The sequence below is a fragment of the Petrotoga sp. 9T1HF07.CasAA.8.2 genome, from assembly GCF_002895585.1.
Taxonomy (GTDB): domain Bacteria; phylum Thermotogota; class Thermotogae; order Petrotogales; family Petrotogaceae; genus Petrotoga; species Petrotoga mobilis.
The window spans coordinates 83,308-95,252 of record NZ_AZRI01000036.1; the positions used below are offsets into that span (position 1 = coordinate 83,308).

Below are 11,945 nucleotides of genomic sequence, written 5' to 3' on the forward strand. Positions count from 1 at the left end.
AAAAAGGACGCGCTTCTTAAAAGAGGTGAACTTGATGGGGAAAATGCTTTTTTTACAAGGTAACGAAGCTGTTGGAATGGCTGCTATAAAGGCTGGATGTCGGTTTTTTGCGGGTTATCCGATTACACCATCAACTGAAATCGCCGAATATCTGTCTAGAGAATTGCCAAAGGTTGGAGGTACTTTTATACAGATGGAGGACGAGCTTGGAAGTGCGGCTGCCATAATAGGCGCCTCTCTTGCAGGTGTAAAATCAATGACGGCAACTAGTGGTCCCGGTTTTTCCCTTATGCAAGAGGCTTTAGGATACGCCATTATGACAGAGGTACCTTGTGTGTTTGTTGATGTTATGAGAGGTGGTCCAAGCACAGGACTTCCTACCAAACCTTCACAGGGAGATATAATGCAGATAAGGTGGGGAACTCATGGAGATCACCAAATTATTGCAATATATCCTTCTACAGTGGAAGAAGTTTACACATATACTGTCACAGCTTTCAATTATGCAGAAAAATATAGAACACCGGTTATTTTGGTCTTGGATGAGACTTTGGCTCACATGAGAGAAAACGTGTATTTTGATTACGAGAAAGAGAATCCTCAAATTGTTGAAAGATTAAAGGAAGTAGATTTAGGTGAGGAAGAATTGTTTTTACCTTTTGATATAGATGAGCAATTTGCAGTAAATCCGCTAGTTGAAATGGGGAAGTCAAGATTTCATGTTTCTGGCCTTGTTCATGATGAAAGTGGTTTTCCGATAAGGGATCCAAGCACAATATCAAAAGTTATTGAACATTTAGACTCAAAAATTAGATTATCAGCAGAGGAGATTTCTATCTATAGTGAGTACATGCTTCAAGATGCCGATATAGTAGTAGTTGCATATGGTAGTGTAGCCCGAAGTGCTTTGAAGGCAGTTAAACAAGCGAGATCAGACAAAATTCCTGTAGGCTTTTTTAAGCCTATCACTGTTTGGCCCATGCCAACCTCACGACTTAAACTAATATTTAAAAATGCTCAAAGTATAATCGTTCCAGAGATGAATACAGGGCAGTATGCTAAAGAGATGTCTCGGTTGAATAAATTGAACAGACATGTAGAATCTTTAACAAAAACTAATGGTGAGTTGATTACACCAGATGAAATATTAGACGTAATTATGAAAATGTGGGTGCAGATTACGGAGATGTGAATAGAATGAATATAAAATTGCTTGAAAAGTATCAATCAAAAATTAATTCAGCTTATGTAAACCCAGGTATTACACTTTTACTTGAAAACTTCACAAAAGAAGTTCTTTTTGATTTTGAAGTTACAGTTAAAATTCATTCAGATCCACTTCAAGTACCTGATAATCTGTATAAATTAATAAAGATATTTAATTCATTCTCTATTTTCACGATAAAAAATATAGAAGAGACTAATTTACTAGAAGAACAAAAAGTTGAATTGAAAAGTTTTCAAATGGAGAATATCATTGAAATTAATTACGAAACACTCAAAAAAGAGGAAAGTATGGCTTTGTATGAGACAATTAAAAATGCCTCTTCGTTAGTAGGATCAATGCTTACCGATATTCTACTCAACTCTTCAAAAATAGCCAATGTATTCAGGGCTTCAAGAATTATATTAGAAAAAGGGTATAAACCTGGAACTTCTATCGATGAAATGATATATATAACTATGACAGCGATAACAGGTGGCTTTGCAGGAGGATTTAACAGGGCTATCTTATTTGTTGAAGACAGTGGTGATTTCAAGGTTCATAGAGTTATAGGACCTGAAAATGAAATGGAAGCCCACAAAACTTATGAAAAGTTTGAAACACTTGAAACAAACATTGATTCATATTTGTCTCAATATGAGTTTGGAATGAGTTATTTTTCAAATTTAGAAAAAAGGATAAAAGGTATTATTATTAAAAAAGAATTGTTAATAGATAATGATCTTTTTAAATACGCAGTTGAATCGCATAGCACTATTAAATTACCTGTAAGTCGATTGGAGGAAAAGATAGTAAATTTACTTGATTTAAGAGGAGAAATAGCTATTTCACCAATAGAAATAGAGGATGAAAAACTTGCGTTTTATCTTTGCGATAATAGATACAACGGGAAACCAATTACAGATGATCAAATCGAGATTCTAGATTATTATGCCAAAGAAAGTGGTGTGATGTGGCAAAACAAAATTTATCAGAGTTTATTAAAAAAAGATGCTCAGATAGATTCTCTTACAGAGATTGGAAACAGAAGAAGTTACGAAAATTATATTTCTTCTATAAAATATCTAAAAAATCAGAAAATAGCCTTAGTTGTTCTTGATTTAGACAACTTCAAAAAGGTAAACGATACATATGGCCACGAAGAAGGAGACTCACTCTTAAAAAAATTTGCGCAACTATGTGTTGATAATTTGAGAAAAAAAGATAGTATATTCAGATATGGTGGCGATGAGTTCGTAATAATTTTAGAAGGGGTTAAAAAAGAAGAGGTTTATTCTATTTTGAAAAGAATAAACCGTAAACTAAAACAAGAGATGAATGTCACTTTTTCTGCGGGAGTAGCGTATGGTAACAGCCATGAAATAGATTTACTTTTCAAAATTGCCGACCAAAATCTATACATGGCAAAAGGGCAAGGAAAAAATAAAATTATCATCAATTAAGATATTATACCGTCTGTAATTGTCATTGCCCCTAAAAGGATAAATGCTACTCCAGCAATTTTGCTAAGTTTTTCTTCCGAAACGTTATTAGCGAATGTTGCAGCCATTTTTGAACCTACAGCACCACCTACAACCGCGAAAGCTAACAAATCCCAAGGGATTGGGGCATACAACGCATGAGAAACAGCACCAGATAATGCTGTAAAAGCCATTATCAGAACAGAAGTTCCTACTGCAACGTGAATTTTATATCTTAAAACCAGGGTAAGTATAAGAAGTATCATCACTCCGCCGCCTGCACCGACAAAACCAGCTATAAATCCGATTAACAAACCCCAAAGTATTGAGCTAGTAATTCTTTTGACATTATTTATATTTGGATCATTTTTATGTTTTTCTTGAATAGTTTGTATTCTTTGATGTAAAGGCTTCCTTATGAAATTTATACCGATTAATAAGATTGCAACTCCAGTAAATCCTCCTAATCCGGCTGAAGGAACATATGAAGAAATCCAAGTTCCAATTATAGCCCCCACAATTGCACTTATTGCCATCTGTAATCCAGATTTTAAATCAATATTACCGTTTCTTCTATAAGTATTTGCTGCTACCAACGATGCCACCACATCCGTCGCTAAACTTATTCCTATAGCTTCAAAAGTTGGAATATCTAAAAAAGTTATTAAAACAGGTACAATTACCGCTGCAGCACTTGCTCCAATTATTCCTGTAACAGCTCCAGCGCCCCAACCGGCTAGAACTGAGATTATGTATTGACTTATCATATTTTTTTGACCTCCAAAAAAGTTTTTATAATGTCTTTAAAAACACTAAAACATGCATTTTGAAAATTAGTTTATTTCTAAAACGTCTATTTATTTAGCCTAATGCTACATCGAGGACCAGCATCAGCAAAAATCCAAAAATCAGTGAGAAAGTAGCCGTTCTTTCGTATCCGTGAGAATGTGTTTCTGGGATTATCTCATCGCTGATAACGTACAGCATAGCCCCTCCCGCAAATGAAAGAAAAAAAGGTAAGGCTGGTTTCATTAAGACCACTAGAGATGCCCCAAGTAAACCTCCTATAGGTTCGACTAATCCTGTCAAAAAACTCCAAAAGAAACTTTGTTTTCTTGAATAATTTGCTTTAATTAAAGAGAAAGCTGTCGCTGTCCCTTCTGGAATATTTTGTAGTCCTATAGCAACTGCTACAGTAATACCATTAGCAATCATTCCACCACCAAAACTCACCCCTACAGCCATTCCTTCCGGAAAGTTATGGAGTGCTATTGCGATAACGAACAACCATATCTTCTTTAAACGGGCTAACTCAGGTCCTTCATGTCCCTTTAAAAAATGTTCATGAGGGGAGAAGGTATCCATTAATTCAATAGTAAGTGCGCCAAGAAATATCCCTAAAATAGTTATTAATATTCCACCCGTGTCTAAAGATGGAATTATAAGTGAAAAAACAGTAGCTGCGAGCATAACACCGGCAGCAAATCCTAAAAACATATCTAAATTTTTTTCGCTTAACTCTTTTTTGAAAAACAATACTGGAATAGCTCCAATTGAAGTAGCAAGACCAGCGATCAGACTTGCTAGGGTTCCAAATATCCATATTTGAGAACTGGTTAATTCGTTCATCTTAGCCCTCCTTGTAGGTTGTTTTTTTAGTTTTGTGAATTTAGTGAAGAATATTAATTTCAAAAGCCGATTAATATTCTTTCAGGAAGAAGCTTTTTATCCCACAACAATTCTTAATTATAATATCTCTGTTTTGCGCAGATATTACAACCGATATAACTTTAAGTTAGAATTACGATTGCAACTTCTTGTTATATTTGATATAATTTAATGATTCTTCGGAGTAGGCTAGGGGGTGAAAGGGAGAAATCTGTACGGGGTATTGACTAAATTTTTGTACCTTTAAAAAAAACACTTGATTTATGTTATAATAAAAAATAATCAACAGGTTAAAGATCATTTATTAGGAGGAATCACATGGCTAACGATCAAAAACAAAAAAGGGGTAATAGCTTTAATTTCATAATCATAACATTAATTTTCTTTGCTGGGTTAGCTATTTTTCAATTTTTTATGTACAGAAATCTTCAGCCTCAGTTTCAAGTAATATCAAGAGATATTACATTTACTATTTACGAAGACCTTTCCGTGGATTTTGCAACCAAAGTAGAAATACTAACAGAAAACGAGAGAGATTACGAAACCTTGGTAGAAGGGTTTAACACCCCCGATGAAGAAAAGCTTTCTCTTTTTCAACAATCTTTGGATAATTTAAAAGAACAAATCCCAAGAGATTTTGTGGTTTTATCTTATGAGTCAACCGTAAATTCCAATTCTCCAAGGATTTATGTGAATGAAACGGTTAAATTGGAAGGGTTGGTTTATAGAAATGATAGAGGAAATATTGAATTTTCTCTTTCTGGACAACTTTTAAGTGCTCAGAATGAGGAAGTGACTGTAAGTATTCATTATCCTTATGGTTGGGAAGTCTTAAGTGTAAATCCTACTCCCACTTATATAGACCAGAATGTTATAGGCTATTCCTATACCGGGGCATTAGGTTATCCCACGATAGAATTCCAATCTAAATAGACTATCGTAAAAATGGGGGAATTGTAATGGTTATTTTATATTTATTAGTTGTCCTTTCTCTCACAATATCAATTGTTAATATTTTTCTTATGATCCGTTTAGGCAACTTTTTACAAGAAAATAACGAGACAGGGGAAAAATATGAAAATTTTGAGGAAGAAAAAAACCTCTATTTAGCAAGATTTCAAAAGATAACCTCCACAAGATTAAGGGCCTTAGATAATAAAATAGAATTGGTTGATCAACTTATGAAAGATTTAGATGATGCTTATGCTAAAACTTTTTCATTGTTGACAGATTTAGAAAGGAAATTAGATTCGTATAAGAGACAAGAAATTGAAACTAAAGTCCAAAACACAAAAAATTTAGAAGATCAGAAGGATAATAAAAATCAAAAAGAGACAGTTGAAAAAGACGATAGACTAAGGGTTTACGAGCTTTCAAGAAAATTAAATATATCAAGTAAAAAGTTGGTTGATTTTATTAACACAAATACCGATTTGGATGTTTCTAACCATTTGGTGAAGTTGACACCAGAAGAAGAAAAAATGATATTTGAGAAAATCAAAGAAGTTCCCAACATCTCGTCAAAGAAAGAAAATATTCCATCAAATATCGATATGGCTAAAGATAAAAATATAAATATAAGTAAAGATAATGTTAACTATAAATACGACAAAACTAACAAAATTCTTGAGTTGTCCAAAAATGGCTATACCCCTCAAGAGATAGCTAAGGAATTGAAAATTGGTGTAGGTGAGATAATGCTTGTTCTAAGTTTGTTTAATAATGAGGAGAAATAAAGATGAATCTTTCTTTCTTAAAAGAGTCAGGCAAAATTTGAACTTTTCCTATTGTTGATAGAATTTCAGCCGTTTTTTTTACAGTAAATTCACTGGTTTCGAACAAGAGATATTTAGATTTTAAAAGGTGAGAATATTTAGATATCTTTTTAAAAAAACTTTGACCATCGTATCCCCCATCAAGAGAAATTCTAGGCTCATATCTTAAAAAACAATTTTGTTCTATAAAAGAAGTTTCAACATATGGAGGATTTGAAATTATCAATTCTACTTCCTCAATCTCTTTCAAAAATGGATCTAAGCAATCACCAATTTTAAATTCAACATTGACACCTAATCTCTGAGCGTTGTATTGAGCTACTTTTATCGCAGCTTCTGAAATATCAGAAGCCTGAACCTTAATTTTTGGTAATTGTTTTTTTATCGAGATTGCTATCACACCAGAACCTGTCCCTATATCAATTACATGTTTTATATTTTTATTTTTTATAAGATTGACTGCTAATATTACTAAATCTTCAGTTTCTATCCTGGGTATTAGTACATTTTCATCTACAAAAAACTCATTTCCTAAAAAAGAAACCTTTTTTGTAAAGTACTCGATAGGATACCCTTCTTTAAGATGTTTAAGTAAAAAATCGAAAGTTTGGTGAGAAATTTCTACTTCTGAATCTTTAAGAAAAAAAGATATATCTTTATCTTCAATTTTTGATAATATTTTCAATATACGAAAGGGGGAGATTTTAAACTCCCCCTGAATTTTACTTACTAACTCTGTTATCTTCATTATCTTACCTCAAATTCCCAAAAGATTTCTAACTTCTTCACTTGCCATCTGCGGATCCCAAGGGGGATCAAAGGTAAGTTCGATATCTACATCGTTGATTTGTTCTATTTCTTTTACCTTCTCTTTTGCATTTTCAATTATTAAACCGGCCAAAGGGCACATTGGGGTGGTTAATGTCATCAATATATGAACGTTATTGTTCTCATCTATATCTACCTTGTATATCAAACCTAATGAAACGATATCGAATCCAATTTCCATATCATAAACCTCTTTCAGAGCATTTATGATTTTATCTTTTTCTATATCAGGCATGTGTAAGCCTCCTTCAAAACATATCAGAATTGAGAATTATTGAAGATTCTTCTTGAAATTTTTGGAATTCAGTTGGTAAAACTTTATCAAAATATTCTTGAGCTTTTTTGTCTTTTAAGTTAAAAATTATTTGGTCTTTTGCTTCTTCAAAAGTTAACTGTTTTTCTGGGTATTTTCGTTCTATTTTTAAAAGAGCATATGTATCGTTTTGCGAATCATACAAAAGAGGTGTTGTAATAAATCCTGGAGGATTGCTTTTCACAGTTTGTACAATCGAATTTGAATCATCTTTAAGATTTATTCTCATAGAGGTAGCTGAATCAGTTTGTTCGAATACTTCATCATATGTGTAATAACCTTCAATAATACGATTGTATGTGTAAGAAGCATCTTCTGTGCTATTGAATACAATTAGCTTTATATCAGCTGCAGGATCAGATTTATAGATGGCTTTGTTGTTTTGATATTCCTTTGCAATTTCTTCGTCGGTTACTTCTGCCTCTTGAACAATTTTGGTATAAAGCGCAGCTATAGAATTATTGTATAATGTTGAATAATATGCATCTTCTAAATAATTTGTTTTTGAAGTGTAACCTAAGGCGAGAAGATAATTTTCTATTTCTTCGTCAGGTATTCCAACGTCTTTAAAGGCTTTTGAAAAGTTTTCCTCAATGTTATTCCACGTTTGTTTGCGTTGTAAATCTATGTTTTTTTGTTCGACGAATTGTATAAAAAGAACTTGATTGACTATTTTTAAAGCTTGATCTTCTAAATATGTATTCATGAGTTCAACACCTGTAGCTGTTCTTGTTAAAACAGAATAAAACTCGGGATAAGAATTATAAATATCTGACAAAAGGTAAACTATTTGAGATCTTGATATTAATAGTTCTTCACTAAGTGTTTCTTCATTAACTTTTGCAAAGGTTGCTTGCTCCAATGGTTGATAGATTATTTTTGGATAAAGAATAGTTGAAATAAGAAATACAAAAAATAACAATAGTTGAGCTTTTTTCCTCAAGATATTTGCCTCCTCATAAAATTCCTTCTTCGATGAATCTCTTAATAGGATTAAATGTTTTTCTATGCTCTGATATTATACCATACTTTTTTATGCTTTCAATGTGTTTCCTGGTAGGATAGCCTTTATGGGTTATAAAGCCATAATTAGGATATAGTTCATGTAGTTGATTCATATATATATCTCTTTCGTATTTTGCTACAATAGATGCGGCTCCTATCAGAGGGGATGTTTGATCTCCTTTGACAATACAATCGTAGTTATAATCAAGTTTGAAGAACTTTCCATCAATAATTACATAATAATCGTTGGCGTTTTCCTCTACGATTTTTTCTAATAACTTAATCATTGCTAGCTCAGTTGCCTTGAATATATTTATTTCATCTATCAATTGTGAAGTTGAAAAATTGCTATAATATTTAAAATTTCTCGTTATTTGAAAGTATCTTCTTTCCCTTTGTTTTGGAGATAGTGATTTTGAATCTTTTCCAATTTTTGCTAATAACTCACCCTCTTTTTTTGATTCTATAACAACAGCACCAACAAAAACAGGCCCAGCTAATGGGCCTCTTCCAGCTTCATCTATTCCAATTATTTTTTTGTACTTATTTAAAAGAGTTATTTCAATATTTTCTTTCATCTTAACCACCTTTGAAAATAACTATTTACTCTTTTTCGTAAGGGACTCCGTCAGCTGCAGGTGCTCTTGTTCTACCAACAAATCCTCCAACGACAATTATAGTCAAAACGAAAGGCAATAAATTTAGTAAAGCTTTGATTTCTGAAGGGAGAACCATCAAAGTTTGAAGTTGAATGTTCATAGCTTCTGCAGCGCCGAAAAGCAAAGCTGCCCACATGGTCCCAATAGGATTCCAATTGCCTAATATCATAGCTGCCAAGGCAATGAATCCTTTGCCCGCAGGCATCTGTTCTTGAAACTGTCCTATATCACCTAGGGCTAGATACATTCCTCCTAATGCAGCAAGAACTCCACTCATTAAAACTCCAAAGTATCTTATCGCTTTTACGTTTACACCTAGCGTATCAGCAGCCCTGGGATTTTCCCCTACGGATCGCATTCTTAAGCCTAAAGGAGTTTTGTAAAGTAAAAACCAAGATCCAATGATTACTACTATTGCAATGTAGAAGAAAGAACTGATCTCTCCAAAAATTTCTCCAATGAAAGGAATGTTTTGAATTGCCTCAATTTTTACCGTTGGGATTTTAGCAACAAAGTCTGTTTGACCTTCTTGTCCAAAAACAGGTTTCATCAAAAAGCCAGTGAATCCTTGAGCGATTAGAATCAAAGCTGTGGCAGAAACGATTTGATTTGCGGACCATTCTATAGAAACATAGGCATGTAAAAATGCCAAAAGTAAACCTCCGGCCATACCTAAAAGAAGTCCAATCCAAGGGTTTCCAGTAAGAAAAGTAACAGCCACCCCGATGAAGGCTCCTAATTTCATTATACCTTCTAAAGCAATATTTGTTACGCCGGTTATTTCACTGTAAACTCCTCCAATTCCAGCAAAAATCAATGGTAATGCAGAAAGAATCGTTAATTTATAAAATAAAGGTGAAGCAAAAGCGGTAAATATAGCTTCAAACCAATTCATTCATCTTCACCACCTTGAAGTGTATTAGGGGATTTTTTCTTTCCGAGCTGAGAAGCCTTTATGATCCAAGTTCGTATTATTCTATCCGCTGCGACAAAGTATATTATTATTCCTTGTATAACAACAATAATATCATCTGGTACACCTATAGTTTGCATAGCATTTGAACCAGATCTTAGTGAGGAGATGAGAAAAGCTGCAAAAATAATACCTATAGGATTGTTTTGACCGATCAATGCAATAGTTATTCCATCAAAACCTCTATCGCTTGTAAATGCACCAAAAATTCTATGATGAACGGACATAACTTCTAAAGCACCAGCTAAACCAGCTAACGCTCCTGAAATAGCCATTGTAAGTACAATATTTTTACTTATTGATATTCCTCCATACTCTGCTGCATATGGATTGAATCCCACAGCTTTAACTTCATATCCAGTTGTTGTTCTCTCTAATATTATATAAATAACAATTGCCGCAACGATGGCTATTAAAATACTAGAAGGAATGGTAGATGCTTGGACTGTTAACAGTGGAGGAAGTTGAGCACTTTCTGCAATTTCAGGGGATTTTGGAACGCCTGCACCTACAGCAAATGGTCCGGCTACCAGATAATTGGTAATATGATAAGCTATCCAGTTCAACATAATGGTAGTTATAACTTCGTGGGCACCTGTTTGAGCTTTAAGCCACCCTGCTATAGAGGCCCAAAAGGCTCCTCCAGCCATCCCTGCCAGAATAGTCAAAGGTATTGCTATAGCAGAAGGGACATTACCTAAGCTCAGTCCTACCGCTACCGCCATTATCCCACCCATAGCCATTTGACCTTCCGCACCTATATTGAATACTCCTGCTCTGAATCCAAATCCTACAGCCAAACCAGTTAGTAACAAACTTGTCATTTTTGTTATATTGTCCGCCCAGGAAAGCCTGCTACCAACTGCGCCTTTAATCATAGCTCCATAGGCTTTTAAGGGGTTTTGGCCTATGGCTAAAATTATAATTGCTGCAATTAAAAGTGAAACTACAACCGCTAAAAAAGGAACTAGAAAAGACATCCATCTTGATTTCATAAGTTTTGAGGAAGAAGTCACTTTATTAGCGCCTCCTATTTATAGACTTTTAATTTCTCCAGCCTCTTCCATTAATTTTACTTCATCTAAACTCTTTCCTGCCATCATTAAACCGATCTCTTCGATTGTTAATTGACCATTTTCAAATTCACCCATGGATTTTCCTTCATACATAACCATTATTCTATCAGATAGAGACAAGATTTCGTCGAGTTCCATAGATATAAGTAAAATAGCAACTCCTTCTTGCCTCAAGTGTATCAATTCTTTGTGAACATATTCTATTGCTCCCACGTCTAATCCTCTTGTTGGTTGAGAAACAACTATAAATGTTGGTGAAGTGCCAATTTCTCGCGCTATGATAACTTTTTGTTGGTTTCCACCCGATAAGTTTCCTGTATATATATCAATCTCAGGTGGTCTAACGTCAAATTTTTCAATGAGATCTTTGGAGAAATCCCTTATACCATCAAATTTTAGGAATCCTCTTTCTGAAAATTGTGGTTTGTCATGAGAACCTAAAATTAGGTTAAAATAATTTGGGAATTCATGAACCATACCTCTTTTTTGTCTATCTTCAGGTATGTGAGCTATGCCTAGCTCTCTTAATTCTTTCACAGATAAATTACTGACCTCTTTCCCTTGAAAATAGTACTTGCCTCTTTCTATTTTTCTGAGCCCAGTTAAGGCCTCGGCGAGTTCAGACTGTCCATTTCCTGCTACTCCTGCGATCCCTAGAATCTGGTTTTTTCTAACTTCAAAGGTAATACCTCTTACGGCATCTAACTTTCTATTGTCTTTTACCCATAAATTTTCAACTTTCACAAGTACTTCTCCTGGTTCTATACCTGGTCGATCTATACTTAGAACAACTTCTCTTCCAACCATCATATTAGCCAATTCTTTTTCGTTTGTCTCTGAAGTTTTAACGTTACCCGTAACCTTCCCAAGTCTCATAACGGTAATATTATCGCTTATCTCCAGCACTTCTTTCAATTTATGGCTAATGAAAATAATAGTCTTACCATCTTTTTTGAGACTTCT

General features: G+C 33.9%; 13 protein-coding genes. 4 read left to right on the forward strand and 9 right to left on the reverse strand.

The annotated features are described in order from the left end of the window. Positions 1-34: 34 nt before the first annotated feature. Together X925_RS08005 and X925_RS08010 are read left to right on the forward strand one after the other, a co-directional pair. Entirely contained in the window at positions 35-1,192 is a 1,158-nt protein-coding gene (locus X925_RS08005; protein ID WP_012209459.1) for a 2-oxoacid:acceptor oxidoreductase subunit alpha, read from the forward strand. Positions 1,193-1,197: 5 nt separating this feature from the next. Continuing rightward, positions 1,198-2,667, forward strand: coding sequence for a GGDEF domain-containing protein (locus X925_RS08010; RefSeq protein WP_121959642.1), 1,470 nt, complete (start codon positions 1,198-1,200; stop codon positions 2,665-2,667). Here the strand turns inward: X925_RS08010 and X925_RS08015 are convergent. Together X925_RS08015 and X925_RS08020 are read right to left on the reverse strand one after the other, a co-directional pair. Further along, positions 2,664-3,452 carry a sulfite exporter TauE/SafE family protein gene (locus X925_RS08015; protein ID WP_103065461.1) on the reverse strand — a complete coding sequence of 263 codons (789 nt, stop codon included), beginning with the start codon at positions 3,450-3,452 and terminating at the stop codon, positions 2,664-2,666. The two genes, X925_RS08010 and X925_RS08015, sit on opposite strands and share 4 nt — an antisense overlap. 94 nt (positions 3,453-3,546) lie before the next feature. Beyond that, positions 3,547-4,314, reverse strand: a complete 768-nt coding sequence (locus X925_RS08020) for a ZIP family metal transporter (protein ID WP_103065462.1) — start codon at positions 4,312-4,314, stop codon at positions 3,547-3,549. Positions 4,315-4,671: 357 nt separating this feature from the next. Here X925_RS08020 and X925_RS08025 point away from each other — a divergent pair, with 357 nt between their 5' ends. Next, entirely contained in the window at positions 4,672-5,286 is a 615-nt protein-coding gene (locus X925_RS08025; protein WP_103065463.1) for a DUF4897 domain-containing protein, read from the forward strand. A 26-nt stretch (positions 5,287-5,312) separates the two neighbouring features. Further along, entirely contained in the window at positions 5,313-6,089 is a 777-nt protein-coding gene (locus X925_RS08030; protein WP_103065464.1) for a DUF6115 domain-containing protein, read from the forward strand. On the opposite strand, the gene X925_RS08035 is transcribed toward X925_RS08030, so the two are convergent. The 7 genes from X925_RS08035 to X925_RS08065 all read right to left on the reverse strand — a co-directional run. Continuing rightward, on the reverse strand, positions 6,070-6,876 hold the full coding sequence (locus X925_RS08035; RefSeq protein ID WP_103065465.1) for a HemK/PrmC family methyltransferase: 807 nt from the start codon (positions 6,874-6,876) through the stop codon (positions 6,070-6,072). The genes X925_RS08030 and X925_RS08035 overlap by 20 nt on opposite strands. A gap of 9 nt (positions 6,877-6,885) precedes the next feature. Next, on the reverse strand, positions 6,886-7,191 hold the full coding sequence (locus X925_RS08040; RefSeq protein ID WP_012209465.1) for a metal-sulfur cluster assembly factor: 306 nt from the start codon (positions 7,189-7,191) through the stop codon (positions 6,886-6,888). 13 nt (positions 7,192-7,204) lie between these two features. Continuing rightward, positions 7,205-8,212, reverse strand: coding sequence for a peptidyl-prolyl cis-trans isomerase (locus tag X925_RS08045; RefSeq protein ID WP_121959643.1), 1,008 nt, complete (start codon positions 8,210-8,212; stop codon positions 7,205-7,207). A 13-nt stretch (positions 8,213-8,225) separates the two neighbouring features. Continuing rightward, positions 8,226-8,852 (reverse strand): ribonuclease HII, encoded by a 627-nt coding sequence (locus X925_RS08050; protein WP_012209467.1) that lies wholly within the window; start codon positions 8,850-8,852, stop codon positions 8,226-8,228. Between the two features lie 25 nt (positions 8,853-8,877). Then, positions 8,878-9,828 carry an ABC transporter permease gene (locus X925_RS08055; RefSeq protein ID WP_012209468.1) on the reverse strand — a complete coding sequence of 317 codons (951 nt, stop codon included), beginning with the start codon at positions 9,826-9,828 and terminating at the stop codon, positions 8,878-8,880. After that, positions 9,825-10,901 (reverse strand): ABC transporter permease, encoded by a 1,077-nt coding sequence (locus X925_RS08060; RefSeq protein ID WP_041534425.1) that lies wholly within the window; start codon positions 10,899-10,901, stop codon positions 9,825-9,827. The genes X925_RS08055 and X925_RS08060 overlap by 4 nt, the downstream gene beginning before the upstream one ends. 39 nt (positions 10,902-10,940) lie before the next feature. After that, positions 10,941-11,945, reverse strand: a 1,005-nt coding sequence (locus X925_RS08065; RefSeq protein WP_233187763.1) for an ABC transporter ATP-binding protein, incomplete at its 5' end; no start/stop codon positions are given.

Excerpts from the sequence above, each read along its gene's own strand:
- X925_RS08005 (WP_012209459.1), top strand. The coding sequence starts at position 35 with ATGGGGAAAATGCTTTTTTTACAAGGTAACGAAGCTGTTGGAATGGCT.
- X925_RS08010 (WP_121959642.1), top strand. The coding sequence starts at position 1,198 with ATGAATATAAAATTGCTTGAAAAGTATCAATCAAAAATTAATTCAGCT.
- X925_RS08015 (WP_103065461.1), bottom strand. The coding sequence starts at position 3,452 with ATGATAAGTCAATACATAATCTCAGTTCTAGCCGGTTGGGGCGCTGGA.
- X925_RS08020 (WP_103065462.1), bottom strand. The coding sequence starts at position 4,314 with ATGAACGAATTAACCAGTTCTCAAATATGGATATTTGGAACCCTAGCA.
- X925_RS08025 (WP_103065463.1), top strand. The coding sequence starts at position 4,672 with ATGGCTAACGATCAAAAACAAAAAAGGGGTAATAGCTTTAATTTCATA.
- X925_RS08030 (WP_103065464.1), top strand. The coding sequence starts at position 5,313 with ATGGTTATTTTATATTTATTAGTTGTCCTTTCTCTCACAATATCAATT.
- X925_RS08035 (WP_103065465.1), bottom strand. The coding sequence starts at position 6,876 with ATGAAGATAACAGAGTTAGTAAGTAAAATTCAGGGGGAGTTTAAAATC.
- X925_RS08040 (WP_012209465.1), bottom strand. The coding sequence starts at position 7,191 with ATGCCTGATATAGAAAAAGATAAAATCATAAATGCTCTGAAAGAGGTT.
- X925_RS08050 (WP_012209467.1), bottom strand. The coding sequence starts at position 8,852 with ATGAAAGAAAATATTGAAATAACTCTTTTAAATAAGTACAAAAAAATA.
- X925_RS08055 (WP_012209468.1), bottom strand. The coding sequence starts at position 9,828 with ATGAATTGGTTTGAAGCTATATTTACCGCTTTTGCTTCACCTTTATTT.
- X925_RS08060 (WP_041534425.1), bottom strand. The coding sequence starts at position 10,901 with ATGAAATCAAGATGGATGTCTTTTCTAGTTCCTTTTTTAGCGGTTGTA.